This is a genomic window from Cronobacter universalis NCTC 9529, from assembly GCF_001277175.1.
GTDB classification, from domain to species: Bacteria; Pseudomonadota; Gammaproteobacteria; order Enterobacterales; family Enterobacteriaceae; genus Cronobacter; species Cronobacter universalis.
On sequence record NZ_CP012257.1, the window covers coordinates 3854766 to 3873508 of the forward strand.

Consider the following 18743-nt stretch of genomic DNA (forward strand, 5'->3'; position numbering starts at 1 on the left):
CGATACAGAAAAGGAGGCCGCTATGGTCGCTACCGTACCCGCCAAACGTGGTAAAAAGCCCCGCAACGCCGCCGCTGCCGCCGCCCCGCAGGCGACGGGCCAGGTGCAGTCGCTCACGCGCGGCCTGAAACTGCTGGAGTGGATAGCTGAATCGCAGGGTAGCGTGGCGCTGACGGAGCTGGCGCAGCAGGCCGGATTGCCGAATTCCACCACTCACCGCCTCCTGACGACGATGCAGCAGCTGGGCTTTGTGCGGCAGGTCGGCGATTTAGGCCACTGGGCCATCGGCGCGCACGCCTTTATTATCGGCAGCAGTTTTCTGCAAAGCCGCAACCTGCTGGCGATTGTGCACCCGATTCTGCGCAAACTGATGGAAGAGTCCGGCGAAACCGTCAACCTTGCGGTGCTGGATAAGAGCGACCATCAGGCGATTATTATCGACCAGGTACAGTGTACCCAGCTGATGCGCATGTCCGCGCCGATTGGCGGCAAGCTGCCGATGCACGCCTCCGGCGCCGGCAAAGCGTTTCTGTCGCAGTTAAGCGATGAGGATGTTTCCGCGTTGCTGCACCGCCAGGGGCTGAAAGCCTATACACACGCGACGCTGGTGGCGCCCGCGCACCTGAAAGACGATCTCGCCCAGACGCGCAAACGCGGTTATTCGTTTGATGATGAAGAGCACGCGCTTGGCCTGCGCTGCGTGGCCGCCTGTATTTACGACGAGCACCACGAGGCGTTCGCCGCGATCTCTATCTCCGGCCCGATTTCGCGCATGACCGACGATCGCGTGACGGAGTTAGGCGCAATGGTGATCCGCGCGGCGAAAGAAGTGACGCAGGCTTTCGGCGGCGTTCGTTAAATGGCTTGCGGGCGTCAGAGGTTCTCCGCCTGACGCCTTCGCTTTAGCCCTCGCCCACCGCAGAGGGCGCAATTGCTGAAACGGCTGCCTCCGGGTGGCCGTTGTGGTTTTTCCAGCGCACGCAAAAGCGCTGGCGGCGGCGGTACGCGTACACATCTTCCACATACCCTTCCCGAATGCGCGTCTGTAGCGCGCGCCAGTAGCTGGCGCTGAACAGATCGCTGTGCATCTCCTCAAACAGCGGGCCGATTTTCGGGTCGGCGCAGAGCCAGTGGCGAAACTCCTCCGGGAAGACGTCGCCGGGCGCTACGCTGTACCAGGGCTCGGCGCTGAGCTCGTCCTCCGGGTAGCGCGGCGGCGGGATATCGCGAAAGTTTACTTCGGTCATGTAGCAGATCTCGTCGTAATCGTAGAACACGACCCGCCCGTGGCGCGTGACGCCGAAGTTTTTAAACAGCATGTCGCCGGGGAAGATATTAGCCGCGGCGAGCTGGCGGATGGCGTTGCCATACTCTTCGATGGCGTCGCGCAACTGCTGGCCCGTCGCCTGCTCCAGCCAGATATTGAGCGGCACCATCCGGCGTTCAATATAGAGATGGCTGATGGAGATTTTATCGCCCATGTCGGTGAGCTTCTGCCCGACTTCCTGTTGCAGCAGCGCCATCAGTTCCGGGCTGATACGGCGTTTTTCAATGACGAAGTTTTCAAACTCCTGAGTATCCGCCATGCGCCCGACGCGGTCGTGCTCTTTCACCAGCTGGTAGCAGGCGCGCACATGCGCTTCGCTCATCTCTTTTTGCGGGGCGAAGCTGTCTTTGATGACTTTAAAGACGCGATCAAACCCCGGCAGCGTAAATACCAGCATCACCATGCCGCGAATGCCTGGCGCCTCGATAAACTGCTCGTCGGCGTGACGCAGATAGTGGAGATATTCGCGGTAGCTTTCGGTTTTGGCGTGTTTCTGGCAGCCAATCGCCATATAGAGTTCGGCCGTGGTTTTGCCCGGCAGGATCTCACGCAGCCATTCGACAAGCGCGGCGGGTAGCGGCGCGTACACCATGAAATAAGAGCGGGCGAAGCCGAAAACGATGCTCGCACCAGCGCTGCCGGTGAGGCAGGTATCGACAAACAGTTCGCCGTCGTCGCTGCGATGGACAGGCAGCAGAAAAGGCAATGTGGCGTCAGGCAGGCGCAGTTTTCCCACCAGCCAGGCGGCTTTATTGCGGTAGAAGAGTTCGTTCGCCACCTCCAGATGCGCCTGCGCGAGGCGCGCCGGGCCGAGTGTCTCATTCAGGTGCGTGATGATATAGCGAACGTCGCGCGCCAGATCCTGCCACGGCAGGCGCAACGGGAGATCGGTGAGCAAGGTGGTAAGAAGCGGCTGCCAGCCCTGCTCCGGGAAAAAATTTTTCGCGAGCGGCCGCGGCATGGTGCGAAAACGTCGCTCGGGCTGGGAGCTGAATATAAACAGCCTGTCCGGCGTCAGCGAGCGGTGGTCGTACAGCCTGCAATAAACGGAATTAAAAAAGCTTTCAGCAATTTCAAAGCGTGGGTAATCGGGAAGCAAGTCGGTGTAATGGCGCTTCACGCGCAGCAGAAAATCGGGATCGGTGGCCTTGCCTTCCATAATGCAGCGCAGCTGCTCGACCACCAGCCCGACGTGGTGATCGTAGAGGTGGATGCGGCTTTTCATCGCCTGCTGAACGGCGTGCCAGTCGGCCTGCTCGAAGCGATGCTGCGCGCCCGCGGTAATTTCCAGAAAACGACCATATTGCGCGTCAAACCCCTGCAGGATGGTTTGGGCGATGAGTAGCTCCAGTCCACGCGGCGGCATAGGCAGGCTCCGTGTGTGAAAATAAAGGTATGGCAGATAAGTCACGCGCACCCATCATGAGAACGCGGTGGATGCGCTGCGCTTATCCACCCTACACAGGATCAAAACGGTTGTAGGGCGGGTAAGCGACGCGCACCCGCCATCGCAACCAGGGGATGCGCACCTTAAAGCAGCGTCAGAACTGCGCTTCTTCGGTCGAGCCGGTTAACGCCGTCACGGATGACACGCCGCCCTGGATAATGGTCGTGACATTATCAAAGTAACCGGTGCCCACCTCCTGCTGGTGCGACACGAAGGTGTAACCCTCTTTGCCCGCGGCGAATTCCGGCTGCTGCACTTTCTCGACGTAATGCCGCATCCCTTCGCCCTGGGCATAAGCGTGGGCGAGATCGAACATGTTGAACCACATGCTGTGAATACCCGCGAGCGTGATGAACTGGTATTTGTAGCCCATCGCCGACAGCTCTTCCTGGAAAGACGCGATGGTTTTGTCATCAAGCTTTTTCTTCCAGTTGAACGACGGCGAGCAGTTATAGGCCAGCAGCTTGCCGGGGAAACGGGCATGGATAGCTTCGGCGAAGCGTCGCGCCTGGTCGAGATCCGGCGTGGAGGTTTCACACCACACCAGATCCGCGTACGGCGCATAGGCGAGCCCACGGCTGATCGCCTGCTCGACGCCCGCGCGGGTGCGGAAGAAGCCTTCGCTGGTGCGTTCGCCGGTAATGAATTCGCTGTCATACGGATCGCAGTCGGAGGTGATGAGATCCGCCGCATCGGCATCGGTGCGCGCAATCAATAGCGTCGGAACGCCCATAACGTCGGCCGCGAGCCGTGCGGCGACAAGCTTCTGGATAGCTTCCTGGGTGGGTACCAGCACTTTGCCGCCCATATGGCCGCACTTTTTCACCGAGGCGAGCTGATCTTCAAAGTGCACCGCCGCGGCACCGGCTTCAATCATCGCTTTCATCAGCTCGAACGCATTCAACACGCCGCCAAAGCCCGCCTCGGCATCGGCCACGATCGGCAGAAAATAGTCGACATAGCGCGGATCGCCAGGCTCAATGCCCGCGGCCCACTGGATCTGATCGGCGCGACGAAACGTGTTGTTGATCCGCTCAACCACCGCAGGTACGGAGTTCGCCGGATAGAGCGACTGGTCCGGATACATGCTGGCGGCAAGGTTGGCGTCCGCCGCGACCTGCCAGCCGGAAAGATAGACCGCCTCGATCCCCGCTTTCGCCTGCTGCAATGCCTGCCCGCCGGTCAGCGCGCCCAGGCTGTTGACGTAGCCCTTTTTCGACTCGCCGTGCAGCAGACGCCACATTCTTGCCGCGCCAAGCTGCGCCAGCGTGCATTCCGGATTGACCGAACCGCGTAATTTCACCACGTCCTGCGCGCTATAGGGGCGGCGAATGCCTTCCCAGCGCGGGTTTGTCCATTCCTGCTCTAACTGCTGAATCTGTTGGGTACGTGTTGTTGTCATGGCAGATGCTCCGTGTTGTTGTGGTGGTGTAGGTCAGGCAAGCAGGCGATAGCCCGGCAGCGTCAGGAAGTCGATGAGTTCATCAGACGTGGTGATTTGCTCCATCAGACGCGCGGCCTCGTCAAAACGGCCGTGGCTGTAGCGCTGTTCGCCAAGCTCCTCCTGAATGACCCGCATCTCTTCGGCCAGCATCTGGCGGAACAGATCTTTAGTGACTTTGCTGCCGTTGCTGAGCGTTTTCTGATGGTGTATCCACTGCCAGATGGAGGTGCGTGAAATTTCCGCCGTCGCGGCATCTTCCATCAGGCCATAAATCGGTACGCAGCCGTTGCCGGAAATCCACGCTTCGATGTATTGCACCGCCACGCGAATATTGGCGCGCATCCCTTCTTCCGTACGCTCGCCGGGGCATGGCTCAAGCAGCTGCGCGGCGGTGATGGGCGCGTCGTCTTCACGCAATACATGCAGCTGGTTTTTATGCTCGCCAAGCGCAGCGTCAAAAACCGCCATGACCGTATCGCCAAGACCGGGGTGAGCAATCCAGGTGCCGTCGTGACCGTTCGCGGCTTCCAGCTCTTTATCCGCCTTCACTTTGTTAAGCACCCAGTTGTTGCGCTCGGTATCTTTGCTCGGGATGAACGCGGCCATACCGCCCATCGCGAACGCGCCGCGGCGGTGGCAGGTTTTAATGAGGAGCCGCGAATAAGCGCTCAGGAAGGGCTTATCCATGGTGACGGATTGTCTGTCCGGCAGAACGCGGTCGGGGTGGTTTTTAAGGGTTTTGATATAGCTGAAGATGTAATCCCAGCGGCCGCAGTTGAGGCCGACGATATGATCGCGCAGCGCGTGCAGGATCTCGTCCATCTGGAACACGGCAGGCAGGGTTTCAATAAGCAGCGTGGCTTTGATGGTGCCGCGCGGCAGGTTAAAGCGATCTTCGGCATAGCTGAAGACTTCGCTCCACCAGGCCGCCTCCTGCCAGGACTGCGTTTTTGGCAGGTAGAAATAGGGGCCGCTGCCTTTGGCCAGCAGATTTTTATAGTTGTGGAAGAAGTAGAGCGCGAAATCGAACAGGCTGCCAGGCACAGGCTCGTCGCGCCAGGTGACATGTTTTTCAGGCAGATGCAGGCCGCGCACGCGGCAGATCAGGACCGCAGGATTCGGCCTGAGCTGATAAATTTTGCCCGCCTCGTTGGTCCAGGTAATCGTGCCTTTTATCGCATCACGCAGGTTGATTTGCCCCTCAATGACTTTACTCCACGCGGGCGCCAGCGAATCCTCGAAATCCGCCATAAACACTTTGACGTTAGCATTAAGCGCGTTGATGACCATCTTGCGCTCAACCGGGCCGGTTATCTCGACCCGGCGGTCGAGGAGATCGTCAGGAATGCCGCGAATTTTCCAGTCGCCATTTCTGATGGAAGCCGTTTCCGAAAGAAAGTCAGGCAGCTTTCCGCCATCAATTTCTTTCTGCACTTGCTGACGTGCGGCAAGCAGGCTATTGCGTTGCGGCGTGAAGCGCGCCACCAGTTCGGTAAGAAAGTCGACGGCTTCCGGCGTCAGGATCTGCCGTTCCTGGTCGCCAAAAGGCTGGCTGAAAGCCAGTTCTGCGGTCATTGCCTGTTGATTCATAGCAGCGCTCCTCGGTTTTGATCCAAAAGATTCCCCATAGCAGGCGTACGCGATCTCATGCGTTCAGATTTCGTACAGCATCATTAAGACTACTCATTCTTTTTCTAAAATCAAAAACAATTTCCATTTTAATAAAATATTCATTCTAATTAGCTGATTAGAAAAAGAATAAAGTATCTTGATTGGCTGAAGTGGTTTTCAAAAACAAAAAAGGCACCCGAAGGTGCCTGATCAAGAGTGCTGAAACGCTTAAGGATCGCGTGCGCGGGAGATTACTCGAGCGTGGGATTCATATGGCGCAGATCGTATGGCGTGATCTGATACACATAGTAATTGAGCCAGTTGGTGAAGAGCAGATTACCGTGGCTGCGCCAGGTGGCGCGCGGCGTTTTGGTCGGGTCGTCATTCGGGAAATAGTTATACGGCACGCGCGGCGCCAGACCAGCCTCAACGTCGCGGAAATACTCGCCGGCAAGCGTCAGGGCGTCGTACTCCGGGTGGCCGGTAACGAACGCAATACGTTTGTCTTTGCTGGCGAACAGGTAGGCGTCGCCCTCTTCCGATTCGGCCAGAATATCGAGATCGGTGTAGTCGCGGATAAGCGCCGCCGGGAAATCGGCATAGCGTGAATGCGGCGCCAGGAAAGTATCGTCAAACCCTTTAGTCAGCAGCGCGTGCGGCTGCGTAATGTGATGCTCGTAAACGCCGGAGATTTTCTCCTGGCGCGTCTGCTTGGGGATGCCATAGAGGATATTTAGCGCCGCCTGGACGGCCCAACAGACGAAAAGCGTGGAGGTCACGTGCTCTTTCGCCCACTCGAGCACCTGCTGGATCTGCGGCCAGTAGGCGACATCGTTAAACTCAACGAGGCCCAGCGGCGCGCCGGTCACGATGAGACCATCGTAGTTGTCGTCGCAGATATCTTCAAAATTACAGTAGAAGTTGTTGAGATGCTCCGCAGGCGTGTTGCGTGATTCACGGCTGTCGATACGCAGCAGGCGAATATCCACCTGCAGAGGGGAGTTAGAGAGAAGCCGCAGGAACTGATTTTCCGTTTCGATTTTCTTGGGCATCAGATTCAGGATAAGAACTTTAAGCGGTCGAATCTCCTGAACGCTGGCGCGTGACGTGGTCATCACGAAGACATTTTCCTGACGCAGAAAATTGACGGCTGGTAACTCATCAGGCACCCGAATCGGCATAACCTTTTCCTCACAACATACGTTTATACGTTTAGACATCCAGACAGCCAACAATAACCAGGAATGGCGCGAATGTCGAGCGGGAGTACGAAAGGTGAAAATGTTTCACAGGGCGGACCTGCGTTGTTAAGTATAAGAAGCAGGTAAAAAGTCGTGAGCGATGGTAAAACCGACGAACGGCGCAGCCGCATTAAAAGGGCTGAAATGGGGATTTTTGAGCTATAAAAGCAAAAACCCCTCAGCGGCGCTGAGGGGTTCTTTATTTGATGCCTGGCAGTTCCCTACTCTCGCATGGGGAGGCCCCACACTACCATCGGCGCTACGGCGTTTCACTTCTGAGTTCGGCATGGGGTCAGGTGGGACCACCGCGCTACAGCCGCCAGGCAAATTCTGTTCGTCCACCGCTTTACGCCATGAACGTTTATCCGTCACAAGCTGAATATCTCTCTCAACACGCCAGACTTCTTTGGCGTTGTAAGGTTAAGCCTCACGGTTCATTAGTACCGGTTAGCTCAACGCATCGCTGCGCTTACACACCCGGCCTATCAACGTCGTCGTCTTCAACGTTCCTTCAGGAGACTTATAGTCTCAGGGAGAACTCATCTCGGGGCAAGTTTCGTGCTTAGATGCTTTCAGCACTTATCTCTTCCGCATTTAGCTACCGGGCAGTGCCATTGGCATGACAACCCGAACACCAGTGATGCGTCCACTCCGGTCCTCTCGTACTGGGAGCAGCCCCCCTCAATTCTCCAGCGCCCACGGCAGATAGGGACCGAACTGTCTCACGACGTTCTAAACCCAGCTCGCGTACCACTTTAAATGGCGAACAGCCATACCCTTGGGACCTACTTCAGCCCCAGGATGTGATGAGCCGACATCGAGGTGCCAAACACCGCCGTCGATATGAACTCTTGGGCGGTATCAGCCTGTTATCCCCGGAGTACCTTTTATCCGTTGAGCGATGGCCCTTCCATACAGAACCACCGGATCACTATGACCTGCTTTCGCACCTGCTCGAGCCGTCACTCTCGCAGTCAAGCCAGCTTATGCCATTGCACTAACCTCCTGATGTCCGACCAGGATTAGCTGACCTTCGTGCTCCTCCGTTACACTTTGGGAGGAGACCGCCCCAGTCAAACTACCCACCAGACACTGTCCCCACGCCGGATCACGGCGCCAGGTTAGAACATCAAACATTAAAGGGTGGTATTTCAAGGTTGGCTCCACGCAGACTGGCGTCCACGCTTCAAAGCCTCCCACCTATCCTACACATCAAGGCTCAATGTTCAGTGTCAAGCTGTAGTAAAGGTTCACGGGGTCTTTCCGTCTTGCCGCGGGTACACTGCATCTTCACAGCGAGTTCAATTTCACTGAGTCTCGGGTGGAGACAGCCTGGCCATCATTACGCCATTCGTGCAGGTCGGAACTTACCCGACAAGGAATTTCGCTACCTTAGGACCGTTATAGTTACGGCCGCCGTTTACCGGGGCTTCGATCAGGAGCTTCTCTTGCGATAACCCCATCAATTAACCTTCCGGCACCGGGCAGGCGTCACACCGTATACGTCCACTTTCGTGTTTGCACAGTGCTGTGTTTTTAATAAACAGTTGCAGCCAGCTGGTATCTTCGACTGACTTCAGCTCCACCCGCAGGGGCTTCACCTACATGTCAGCGTGCCTTCTCCCGAAGTTACGGCACCATTTTGCCTAGTTCCTTCACCCGAGTTCTCTCAAGCGCCTTGGTATTCTCTACCTGACCACCTGTGTCGGTTTGGGGTACGATTTGATGTTACCTGATGCTTAGAGGCTTTTCCTGGAAGCAGGGCATTTGTCACTTCAGCACCGTGGTGCCTCGTCATCACGCCTCAGCCTTAACTTTCCGGATTTGCCTGGAAAGTCAGCCTACACGCTTAAACCGGGACAACCGTCGCCCGGCCGACATAGCCTTCTCCGTCCCCCCTTCGCAGTAACACCAAGTACAGGAATATTAACCTGTTTCCCATCGACTACGCCTTTCGGCCTCGCCTTAGGGGTCGACTCACCCTGCCCCGATTAACGTTGGACAGGAACCCTTGGTCTTCCGGCGAGCGGGCTTTTCACCCGCTTTATCGTTACTTATGTCAGCATTCGCACTTCTGATACCTCCAGCATGCCTCACAGCACACCTTCACAGGCTTACAGAACGCTCCCCTACCCAACAACACATAGTGTCGCTGCCGCAGCTTCGGTGCATGGTTTAGCCCCGTTACATCTTCCGCGCAGGCCGACTCGACCAGTGAGCTATTACGCTTTCTTTAAATGATGGCTGCTTCTAAGCCAACATCCTGGCTGTCTGGGCCTTCCCACATCGTTTCCCACTTAACCATGACTTTGGGACCTTAGCTGGCGGTCTGGGTTGTTTCCCTCTTCACGACGGACGTTAGCACCCGCCGTGTGTCTCCCGTGATAACATTCTCCGGTATTCGCAGTTTGCATCGGGTTGGTAAGCCGGGATGGCCCCCTAGCCGAAACAGTGCTCTACCCCCGGAGATGAGTTCACGAGGCGCTACCTAAATAGCTTTCGGGGAGAACCAGCTATCTCCCGGTTTGATTGGCCTTTCACCCCCAGCCACAGGTCATCCGCTAATTTTTCAACATTAGTCGGTTCGGTCCTCCAGTTAGTGTTACCCAACCTTCAACCTGCCCATGGCTAGATCACCGGGTTTCGGGTCTATACCCTGCAACTTAACGCCCAATTAAGACTCGGTTTCCCTTCGGCTCCCCTATGCGGTTAACCTTGCTACAGAATATAAGTCGCTGACCCATTATACAAAAGGTACGCAGTCACCCTCTTACGAAGGCTCCCACTGCTTGTACGTACACGGTTTCAGGTTCTGTTTCACTCCCCTCGCCGGGGTTCTTTTCGCCTTTCCCTCACGGTACTGGTTCACTATCGGTCAGTCAGGAGTATTTAGCCTTGGAGGATGGTCCCCCCATCTTCAGACAGGATATCACGTGTCCCGCCCTACTCATCGAGCTCACAACCTGTGTGCCTTCGTGTACGGGGCTGTCACCCTGTATCGCCGGCCTTTCCAGACCGTTCCACTGACACACACGCTGATTCAGGCTCTGGGCTGTTCCCCGTTCGCTCGCCGCTACTGGGGGAATCTCGGTTGATTTCTTTTCCTCGGGGTACTTAGATGTTTCAGTTCCCCCGGTTCGCCTCGTTTGACTATGTATTCATCAAACGATGATGCACCGAAGTGCACCGGGTTTCCCCATTCGGACATCGCCGGTTATAACGGTTCATATCACCTTACCGGCGCTTTTCGCAGATTAGCACGTCCTTCATCGCCTCTGACTGCCAGGGCATCCACCGTGTACGCTTGTTCGCTTAACCTCACAACCCGAAGAAGTCTTCGCGCTGCGAGTTTGAGAGACTCTGACACACCGCGCATTCCTTGTTTACGGAAGAATGCAACAGCGTGTCTGTTTCAATTTTCAGCTTGTTCCGGATTGTTAAAGAGCAAATATCTCAAACGTGACTTTACAGTCAGTTTTGAGATATTAATCGGTAACGCCTTTCACTCATTACCAGCAGGTGGCGTCCCTTAGGGGATTCGAACCCCTGTTACCGCCGTGAAAGGGCGGTGTCCTGGGCCTCTAGACGAAAGGGACTTCGCTTTCGCAGACAACCCTGCTTCTTTACTTTCTATCAGACAATCTGTGTGAGCACTACGAGGTTGTATCTTTCAGGTAAGGAGGTGATCCAACCGCAGGTTCCCCTACGGTTACCTTGTTACGACTTCACCCCAGTCATGAATCACAAAGTGGTAAGCGCCCTCCCGAAGGTTAAGCTACCTACTTCTTTTGCAACCCACTCCCATGGTGTGACGGGCGGTGTGTACAAGGCCCGGGAACGTATTCACCGTGGCATTCTGATCCACGATTACTAGCGATTCCGACTTCATGGAGTCGAGTTGCAGACTCCAATCCGGACTACGACGCACTTTATGAGGTCCGCTTGCTCTCGCGAGTTCGCTTCTCTTTGTATGCGCCATTGTAGCACGTGTGTAGCCCTGGTCGTAAGGGCCATGATGACTTGACGTCATCCCCACCTTCCTCCGGTTTATCACCGGCAGTCTCCTTTGAGTTCCCACCATCACGTGCTGGCAACAAAGGATAAGGGTTGCGCTCGTTGCGGGACTTAACCCAACATTTCACAACACGAGCTGACGACAGCCATGCAGCACCTGTCTCAGAGTTCCCGAAGGCACTCCCGCATCTCTGCAGGATTCTCTGGATGTCAAGACCAGGTAAGGTTCTTCGCGTTGCATCGAATTAAACCACATGCTCCACCGCTTGTGCGGGCCCCCGTCAATTCATTTGAGTTTTAACCTTGCGGCCGTACTCCCCAGGCGGTCGACTTAACGCGTTAGCTCCGGAAGCCACGCCTCAAGGGCACAACCTCCAAGTCGACATCGTTTACGGCGTGGACTACCAGGGTATCTAATCCTGTTTGCTCCCCACGCTTTCGCACCTGAGCGTCAGTCTTCGTCTAGGGGGCCGCCTTCGCCACCGGTATTCCTCCAGATCTCTACGCATTTCACCGCTACACCTGGAATTCTACCCCCCTCTACGAGACTCAAGCCTGCCAGTTTCAAATGCAGTTCCCAGGTTGAGCCCGGGGATTTCACATCTGACTTAACAGACCGCCTGCGTGCGCTTTACGCCCAGTAATTCCGATTAACGCTTGCACCCTCCGTATTACCGCGGCTGCTGGCACGGAGTTAGCCGGTGCTTCTTCTGCGAGTAACGTCAATGACTGCGGTTATTAACCACAATCCCTTCCTCCTCGCTGAAAGTACTTTACAACCCGAAGGCCTTCTTCATACACGCGGCATGGCTGCATCAGGCTTGCGCCCATTGTGCAATATTCCCCACTGCTGCCTCCCGTAGGAGTCTGGACCGTGTCTCAGTTCCAGTGTGGCTGGTCATCCTCTCAGACCAGCTAGGGATCGTCGCCTAGGTGAGCCGTTACCCCACCTACTAGCTAATCCCATCTGGGCACATCTGATGGCATGAGGCCCGAAGGTCCCCCACTTTGGTCCGAAGACGTTATGCGGTATTAGCTACCGTTTCCAGTAGTTATCCCCCTCCATCAGGCAGTTTCCCAGACATTACTCACCCGTCCGCCACTCGTCAGCAGAGCAGCAAGCTGCTCCCTGTTACCGTTCGACTTGCATGTGTTAGGCCTGCCGCCAGCGTTCAATCTGAGCCATGATCAAACTCTTCAATTAAAAGTCTGATGCTCAAAGAATTAAACTGTTAGTTCGTAATGAATTAACTGTTGTTCACTTGAGACTTGATATTCGTTTATCGTCCGTAGACGTTAAGATATCAGTGCCCCGAGTGCCCACACAGATTGTCTGATAAATTGTTAAAGAGCGGTGCGACGCGGCGTTCAGCCTGCTGTCGCGAGGTGGCGTATATTACGCTTTCCTCTTTCAGAGTCAACCCTTAATTTCAGGATTTTTCTCTCATCGCTTTAGCAATTTCGTGAAGTGCTTCACATTGCCGTCTCGATGGAGGCGCATTATAGGGATCTCAGTTTTCAGCACAACCCTTTTTTCGATATTTTCTTTCAACTGCTGTTTTTTCATGCTTATTGCTGCGATCCCGCGCGATCTGCTCAACGAACAGGCGCATTTACGCTTGCACACCGCTCTAAATCCAACCAAAGTCTTCTTACGATTGATAAGAAACCGAGGCGACTATGTCTTCTTCTGTATTACGTCCTTATAAAAATACCTTTCCCGCCACAGGGCAGCGCGTGATGGTTGATAGTTCGAGCGTAGTGATTGGCGATGTCAGGCTGGCTGACGATGTCGGCGTCTGGCCTCTGGTGGTCATTCGGGGCGATGTCAATTACGTTGCCGTTGGCGCGCGCACCAATATTCAGGATGGCAGCGTCTTACATGTCACGCACAAGTCTTCTTATAACCCTGACGGTAATCCGCTCGTCATTGGCGAAGACGTTACGGTCGGGCATAAGGTCATGCTGCATGGCTGCACCATTGGCAATCGCGTGCTGGTCGGCATGGGATCGATCGTGCTTGACGGCGCCATTATAGAAGATGACGTGATGATAGGCGCCGGAAGCCTGGTGCCGCAGAATAAGCGTCTGGAAAGCGGCTACCTGTATCTCGGCAGCCCGGTAAAACAGATTCGCCCTTTAAAAGACGCGGAGCGCGAAGGGCTGCGCTATTCGGCGAATAACTATGTGAAGTGGAAAGATGAGTATCTGGCTCAGGAGAGCCAGACCCACCCCTGATTATCCTCTTCCTGAGCAGCGATAAGCTGCTCAGCTTCTTCCTCAAGATCCCAACGGTGCTGGCGAAAAGCGGCTATCCAATCTTCTGGCGATTTTCCTGAGAAGCGAGCCACCAGCACAGACTGTGGAATCGCACAGGTAAGAACCAGTCCATTGACCAGCGCCGGAAAACACACGGCCTGTCGCTGTTCATCCCACTGCTCACGATCCGGGAACTGAATCGCCTGGTTCATTGCGCCAGCTCCTGCCTGAGCTTTTCAATCACCGGCACAACTTCCGGCAGGACGCCATGCCAGAGCAAAACCGCATGCGCCGCCTGGCCCACCAGCATCCCCAGCCCATCCGCCAGTTGCGTTGCGCCCTGCGCATGACACCATGCAAGAAAAGGCGTCAACCCTTTCTGGTAAAACATGTCATAGCATTTCGTTGTTTTACCTGGCAGCGAAGACGGGAGCGCCGGGATTTCGCCATGAATCCCGCTGGAAGTGGCATTAATAATAAGATCGAACTCATGACCAGCCAGATCTTCAAGCGCGACGGCGCTCACGCTGCCAGTGTGACTGAAGAGCGTCGCCAGTTCCTGCGCGCGGGCAAAGGTGCGGTTAGTAATGCTTACAGCGCAATCCAGCGACAGCAGAGGCAACAAGACGCCCCGCGCCGCGCCGCCAGCACCCACCAGAAGGATCCGGTAACGTGGCTGGATCATGCCGAGGCGCTCAAGATCGCTTAAAAGACCAATACCATCCGTGTTGTCGCCCAGTAAACGCCCGTCCTCGAGCCGCTTCAGCGTATTGACCGCACCGGCAAGCGCCGCTCTTTCCGTCAGCTCATCGGCGCGGGCAAACGCCTGTTCTTTAAAAGGCACCGTCACGTTTGCGCCCTTTCCACCTGTGCTGAAGAAGTCTTCCAGCGTCTTTACAAAGTTATCAAGCGGCGCCAGCACGCGGCCATACGGATGCGTAATCTGTAACTGCTGCGCAAATTGCTGGTGAATAAACGGCGATTTACTGTGCGAGACCGGGTTACCAAAAACAGCGTAGGTTTTCATGCGTTACCCTTGTCGGAAAAGTTCACCCGTCAGCGCATCACGGATCTCGGAAGGATTTTGTCGACCACCCGTTGCGCCATGCAGCACAGGGAAATCATCGCCAAACTGTGCCAGTACTTCCTGCGCCGTACGGCATGGTTCAAGCCCGGAAAGATTGGCGCTGGTCGACACCAGCGGCTTGCCAAAGGCTTCGCACAGCGTAATTACCTGCGGATGATTCGTGACACGAACCGCAAGCGAGTCGAAACGACCGGTCAGCCAGCGTGGCGTTGACGGCTTTGCCGGAAATACAAACGTGACAGGCCCAGGCCAGCAGGCAAATACCGCTTCACGCTGTTCTGACGTTAATGCCGCGTCGTCAATATAAGGCTTAAGTTGCTCAAAATTCGCCGCAATCAGGATAAGCCCTTTTTCCATTGGACGCTGTTTTAACTCAAGCAGACGTTTTACGGCGGTTTCGCTGTCGGGATCGCACCCGACGCCAAAGACTGCTTCAGTTGGATAAGCGATGACTTGTTCTTTTTTAAGGACGTCGACAATAGACGATATCGCGTCCGCAGGCTGATTATTCTTCACTGTCTTTTTCCGCCGTTACCGGCTTTCCACATTGTTTACTGGCGCAAAAGCGTTTCATGCCCTGCGCGGTTTTCTTTTCTGTAAGGAGGGGATAATGGCATTCCGGGCACTCGCCAGCCACCGGTCTGGTATTAATCACAAACTGGCATTCCGGATAGCGATCGCATGAATAGAAGGTTTTGCCAAAGCGCGACCGACGCTGAACCAGATGACCGTCGCTGCACTGTGGACAGCGTAATGCGGTTTCGTCCGGTTTGTCGATCTGCTCGGTGTGCTCGCACTCAGGGTAACGGCTGCACCCGATAAACATGCCAAAACGCCCCTGCCGTAGCACAAGCGTCGCGTCACATGCCAGGCATTGCTGGCCTTCGAGCACTTTGACGATGTGACCGTCCGCCTGGCCTTTCAGCGGGCGGACGTAATCACACTCAGGATACTGTGAACATCCCAGGAAAGGACCATGCTTCCCGGAACGGATAAGAAGTTCAGCCCCGCATTTTGGGCAGGGCTCGTGTTTGGGCACTGAAAAGAGTGCTGACCTTGCCATAATTCACCACCGCGCTGAAAATTCAGTGCAGCATACCGTCATTCACTTCAAAGAGCAGTTCTTCCATTTGTTGATAGGCATTTTCGCATCCGGGAATGTTGAAAAGCACCATCAGGATGACCCACTTGAGATCTTCTAAATCAAACTCGGCGGTATCCAGCGCCATGACACGCTCAATGACCATCTCACGAGTCTCGAGATTCAGCACCTGAATTTGTTCCAGAAACAGCAGGAACCCCCGACAGCTGGCGTCCAGCCGCTGGCACTCTTCTGCGGTATAAATACGCATTGAGAGTGGATCCGACGCCAGTTGCATCGGCGCGGAAAGACCATCCTGATAATCCGCCAGCTTTTCCAGCCATAACAGCGCATTAAAGATATCTTCCTGATCAAAACCCGCATCCGTCAGGTCCCGCGTCAGCTTATCCTGGTCAACGCGCATCTCAGCTTCGTTATGGATATAGGTTTCAAACAAATACATTAGTACGTCGAACATGGCCTGCCCTCCTCACTCGGACATAGCCGCCGGGTACAGCTGCGATCCATCCTGCTAACTCCAGTTCGAGTAGCTGGGCTACCGTCAATGGCACAGGTTGGCCGGCACGTTCAGCGACGACGTCAACAGGTGTAACCTCATCTCCTACGTTAGCCAACAGCTCGGGAAATGGCAATGCACCTTCCTCTTGATCCGGTGAATAATTAACAGTCGTGAGCCAGGGCAGCTCGTTTTGTAAATAATCGATAATGTCCTGAGGATGCGTAACGGCGATAGCGCCTTGCTTAATCAACCAGTGCGGCCCTTCACAGCCGGGGTTACCGAGAGGGCCCGGCAGTGCGAAAACTTCGCGCCCCTGCTCCAGCGCGCACCGGGCGGTAACCAGTGAGCCGCTGCGTAAGGCCGCTTCGACCACCAGCACGCCGACGCTTAATCCGCTGATGATACGATTACGCCTTGGGAAATGCGCAGGCCGGGGCTGCGCCTCAAAAGGGAACTCTGACACCAGCGCTCCGCCTTGCTCAATGATCTCCTCCGCCAGTTTGCGGTGACGCGCCGGGTACACCTGCATCAGGCCGTTGCCCAGCACGGCGATAGTTTTCCCCTGCGCCTTGAGCGCGCTGCGGTGCGCGATAGCGTCTATCCCCAGCGCAAGCCCGCTGGTTAAGGTAAGGCCGCTCTCCGCAAGCGCATAACAGAGTTTGCTGCCCCACTGCTCGCCATACCACGAATGATGGCGGCTACCGACGACAGCCAGCTGCTGTCGGGTCAATGCCCTGGGATCGCCTGCCACCAGCAACGCGCCCGGGAACCATTCAATCACACGCAGAGAAACGGGATAATGCGGGGAGAGCGCGGTAAGTAAATGATGCCCCGGCATTTCAAGCCAGCGCAGAGCCGCCTCAAGCCTCGCCTGCGGATAGCCAAAAAAGAGCGTTCGTTGCTTTATATTGAGCCCCGCCAGCCGTAAAGCATCCGCGGTATCGTCGGGCATATTTTGCAGGCACTGGAAAGCCCGAACCATTGTCTCACCGCTCAGGCTATACACCGCCATCAGGCGTAACCAAATCTCTGTTGGTGACATCGCGCTATCCCCCGCCAGCCGCCGTTCTCTAATCCCTGTGATTCGTTGCTGATGCTGTCAATCAAAGGGGGATTTGTCTAGAATAGAGGTTAAGATCCTTTCAACTCTTGAATACAGCTCTGGAAATTTATGTCAGTTTTGCAGGTATTACATATTCCGGACGAGCGGCTTCGCATCGTCGCTGAACCGGTTAAAGAAGTTAATGCAGATATTCAGCGTATCGTTGATGATATGTTCGACACGATGTACGCCGAAGAAGGCATTGGGCTTGCCGCAACCCAGGTGGATATTCATCAGCGTATTATCGTGATTGATGTTTCCGAAAACCGCGATGAGCGCCTGGTGCTTATTAACCCTGAGCTGCTGGAACAGTCCGGCGAAACCGGCATTGAAGAAGGCTGCCTGTCTATCCCGGAGCAACGCGCTTTTGTGCCGCGCGCCGAGAAAGTGAAAATCCGCGCGCTTGACCGCAACGGCAAATCGTTTGAACTGGAAGCTGACGGCCTGCTGGCCATTTGTATCCAGCATGAAATGGATCATCTGGTCGGTAAACTGTTTATTGATTATCTGTCGCCGATGAAGCGTCAGCGTATTCGCCAGAAAGTTGAAAAACTGGATCGCATGAAGGCGAAAGCCGCAGGTTAAATAAAGACAGGGAATAACGTGTCCGAGTCACTTCGCATTATTTTCGCCGGTACGCCGGATTTCGCAGCGCGTCACCTTGACGCGCTGTTGTCCTCTTCGCATCAGGTAGTTGGCGTTTTCACTCAGCCAGATCGCCCGGCGGGCCGCGGCAAAAAGCTGCTGCCAGGGCCGGTAAAAGTGCTGGCGCAAGAAAATGACATCCCGGTCTTTCAGCCAAAATCGCTGCGTCCTGCGGAGAACCAGGAACTGGTGTCCGCGCTCAATGCTGATGTGATGGTGGTCGTCGCTTACGGTTTGATTCTTCCGGAAGCGGTGCTCGCCATGCCCCGCCTCGGCTGTATTAACGTACACGGCTCGCTGCTGCCGCGCTGGCGCGGCGCGGCGCCTATTCAGCGTTCGCTGTGGGCGGGCGATTCAGAAACCGGCGTGACTATCATGCAGATGGACAAAGGGCTCGACACCGGGGACATGCTGCATAAGCTCTCCTGCCCGATTACTGCCGACGACACCAGCGCCTCGCTGTATGACAAGCTGGCGCAGCTGGGCCCGCAAGGGCTGCTCGCCACGCTTGAGGATCTTGCAACGGGCCGCGCGGTTCCTGAAAAACAGGATGACGCGCAGGCAACATATGCTGAGAAGCTCAGTAAAGAAGAGGCCCGCCTCGACTGGACGCTTTCCGCCGCGCAGCTTGAACGCTGTATCCGTGCGTTTAACCCCTGGCCTGTTAGCTTTTTCATGGTTGAGGATCAGCCAGTGAAAGTCTGGAAAGCATCGGTTATCCGTCAGCAGAGTAACGCGACTCCTGGCGCTATCCTCGATGCAGGTAGACAGGGGATCCAGATAGCGACAGCGGATGGCATCCTTAATCTGGAAGAGCTCCAGCCTGCGGGTAAAAAACCGATGTCAGCGCAGGATCTTTTAAACTCCCGCCGGGAGTGGTTTACGCCAGGCGCTATTCTTGCCTGAGCGACGGCATTAACAGCCCGGTTTTCCGGGCCTTTTTATTTCAGATGCAGGTCAACCTG

The 18743-nt window shown here is 55.6% G+C and carries 14 protein-coding genes, 1 tRNA gene and 3 rRNA genes; 4 read left to right on the plus strand and 14 right to left on the minus strand.

Going from position 1 to position 18743, the window contains the following annotated elements; translation table 11 throughout:
* Positions 1-22 precede the first annotated feature (22 nt).
* Positions 23-859 (plus strand): glyoxylate bypass operon transcriptional repressor IclR, encoded by an 837-nt coding sequence (gene iclR / locus AFK65_RS17730; RefSeq protein ID WP_004387513.1) that lies wholly within the window; start codon positions 23-25, stop codon positions 857-859.
* A 43-nt stretch (positions 860-902) separates the two neighbouring features.
* Here iclR and aceK read toward each other — a convergent pair whose 3' ends face one another.
* The 8 genes from aceK to AFK65_RS17770 all read right to left on the minus strand — a co-directional run bounded on the left by aceK (position 903) and on the right by AFK65_RS17770 (position 12288).
* Complete coding sequence (gene aceK, locus AFK65_RS17735; protein WP_038856145.1) at positions 903-2693, minus strand: bifunctional isocitrate dehydrogenase kinase/phosphatase; 1791 nt, start codon at positions 2691-2693, stop codon at positions 903-905.
* Between the two features lie 175 nt (positions 2694-2868).
* Positions 2869-4176, minus strand: a complete 1308-nt coding sequence (gene aceA, locus AFK65_RS17740) for an isocitrate lyase (RefSeq protein WP_007702409.1) — start codon at positions 4174-4176, stop codon at positions 2869-2871.
* A gap of 33 nt (positions 4177-4209) precedes the next feature.
* Positions 4210-5808, minus strand: coding sequence for a malate synthase A (gene aceB / locus AFK65_RS17745; protein WP_038856143.1), 1599 nt, complete (start codon positions 5806-5808; stop codon positions 4210-4212).
* 272 nt (positions 5809-6080) lie between these two features.
* Positions 6081-7010 carry a homoserine O-acetyltransferase MetA gene (metA, locus tag AFK65_RS17750; RefSeq protein WP_007702416.1) on the minus strand — a complete coding sequence of 310 codons (930 nt, stop codon included), beginning with the start codon at positions 7008-7010 and terminating at the stop codon, positions 6081-6083.
* A 268-nt stretch (positions 7011-7278) separates the two neighbouring features.
* Positions 7279-7394, minus strand: a 5S ribosomal RNA gene (gene rrf / locus AFK65_RS17755).
* A gap of 92 nt (positions 7395-7486) precedes the next feature.
* Positions 7487-10388, minus strand: a 23S ribosomal RNA gene (locus tag AFK65_RS17760).
* A 202-nt stretch (positions 10389-10590) separates the two neighbouring features.
* Positions 10591-10666: transfer RNA gene (locus AFK65_RS17765), tRNA-Glu, on the minus strand.
* Between the two features lie 79 nt (positions 10667-10745).
* Positions 10746-12288 (minus strand): 16S ribosomal RNA (locus AFK65_RS17770).
* Together the 16S, 23S and 5S rRNA genes with 1 tRNA gene alongside form the textbook arrangement of a ribosomal RNA operon.
* A gap of 476 nt (positions 12289-12764) precedes the next feature.
* On the opposite strand from AFK65_RS17770, the gene AFK65_RS17775 reads away from it, so the two are divergent.
* Positions 12765-13322 (plus strand): gamma carbonic anhydrase family protein, encoded by a 558-nt coding sequence (locus AFK65_RS17775; protein WP_007702419.1) that lies wholly within the window; start codon positions 12765-12767, stop codon positions 13320-13322.
* On the opposite strand, the gene AFK65_RS17780 is transcribed toward AFK65_RS17775, so the two are convergent.
* The 6 genes from AFK65_RS17780 to dprA are packed head-to-tail and all read right to left on the minus strand — an operon-like array spanning position 13298 to position 17073.
* On the minus strand, positions 13298-13555 hold the full coding sequence (locus tag AFK65_RS17780; RefSeq protein ID WP_038858798.1) for a DUF1488 family protein: 258 nt from the start codon (positions 13553-13555) through the stop codon (positions 13298-13300). The genes AFK65_RS17775 and AFK65_RS17780 overlap by 25 nt on opposite strands.
* Complete coding sequence (gene aroE, locus AFK65_RS17785) at positions 13552-14370, minus strand: shikimate dehydrogenase (protein ID WP_007702424.1); 819 nt, start codon at positions 14368-14370, stop codon at positions 13552-13554. Before aroE ends, AFK65_RS17780 begins: the two co-directional genes overlap by 4 nt.
* Before the next feature lie 3 nt (positions 14371-14373).
* Positions 14374-14946: an L-threonylcarbamoyladenylate synthase type 1 TsaC gene (gene tsaC, locus AFK65_RS17790; RefSeq protein WP_007702427.1), complete on the minus strand. Its 573-nt coding sequence runs from the start codon at positions 14944-14946 to the stop codon at positions 14374-14376.
* A complete protein-coding gene (locus tag AFK65_RS17795) occupies positions 14936-15493 on the minus strand; it encodes a DNA topoisomerase family protein (RefSeq protein WP_032804985.1) in 558 nt (185 codons plus the stop codon). The genes tsaC and AFK65_RS17795 overlap by 11 nt, the downstream gene beginning before the upstream one ends.
* Positions 15494-15515: 22 nt before the next feature.
* Entirely contained in the window at positions 15516-15989 is a 474-nt protein-coding gene (smg, locus tag AFK65_RS17800) for a DUF494 family protein Smg (RefSeq protein WP_004388634.1), read from the minus strand.
* Positions 15961-17073 carry a DNA-protecting protein DprA gene (gene dprA / locus AFK65_RS17805; protein ID WP_007702438.1) on the minus strand — a complete coding sequence of 371 codons (1113 nt, stop codon included), beginning with the start codon at positions 17071-17073 and terminating at the stop codon, positions 15961-15963. Before dprA ends, smg begins: the two co-directional genes overlap by 29 nt.
* A 129-nt stretch (positions 17074-17202) precedes the next feature.
* Here dprA and def point away from each other — a divergent pair, with 129 nt between their 5' ends.
* Both def and fmt read left to right on the plus strand, forming a co-directional pair.
* On the plus strand, positions 17203-17718 hold the full coding sequence (gene def, locus AFK65_RS17810) for a peptide deformylase (RefSeq protein WP_007702442.1): 516 nt from the start codon (positions 17203-17205) through the stop codon (positions 17716-17718).
* Positions 17719-17736: 18 nt separating this feature from the next.
* Entirely contained in the window at positions 17737-18684 is a 948-nt protein-coding gene (fmt, locus tag AFK65_RS17815) for a methionyl-tRNA formyltransferase (RefSeq protein WP_038858795.1), read from the plus strand.
* Positions 18685-18743 lie beyond the last annotated feature (59 nt).

Bases quoted from the DNA above. Each gene is read 5' to 3' on its own strand.
- iclR (WP_004387513.1), top strand. From the start codon at position 23: ATGGTCGCTACCGTACCCGCCAAACGTGGTAAAAAGCCCCGCAACGCC.
- aceK (WP_038856145.1), bottom strand. From the start codon at position 2,693: ATGCCGCCGCGTGGACTGGAGCTACTCATCGCCCAAACCATCCTGCAG.
- aceA (WP_007702409.1), bottom strand. From the start codon at position 4,176: ATGACAACAACACGTACCCAACAGATTCAGCAGTTAGAGCAGGAATGG.
- aceB (WP_038856143.1), bottom strand. From the start codon at position 5,808: ATGAATCAACAGGCAATGACCGCAGAACTGGCTTTCAGCCAGCCTTTT.
- metA (WP_007702416.1), bottom strand. From the start codon at position 7,010: ATGCCGATTCGGGTGCCTGATGAGTTACCAGCCGTCAATTTTCTGCGT.
- AFK65_RS17775 (WP_007702419.1), top strand. From the start codon at position 12,765: ATGTCTTCTTCTGTATTACGTCCTTATAAAAATACCTTTCCCGCCACA.
- AFK65_RS17780 (WP_038858798.1), bottom strand. From the start codon at position 13,555: ATGAACCAGGCGATTCAGTTCCCGGATCGTGAGCAGTGGGATGAACAG.
- aroE (WP_007702424.1), bottom strand. From the start codon at position 14,370: ATGAAAACCTACGCTGTTTTTGGTAACCCGGTCTCGCACAGTAAATCG.
- AFK65_RS17795 (WP_032804985.1), bottom strand. From the start codon at position 15,493: ATGGCAAGGTCAGCACTCTTTTCAGTGCCCAAACACGAGCCCTGCCCA.
- smg (WP_004388634.1), bottom strand. From the start codon at position 15,989: ATGTTCGACGTACTAATGTATTTGTTTGAAACCTATATCCATAACGAA.
- dprA (WP_007702438.1), bottom strand. From the start codon at position 17,073: ATGTCACCAACAGAGATTTGGTTACGCCTGATGGCGGTGTATAGCCTG.
- def (WP_007702442.1), top strand. From the start codon at position 17,203: ATGTCAGTTTTGCAGGTATTACATATTCCGGACGAGCGGCTTCGCATC.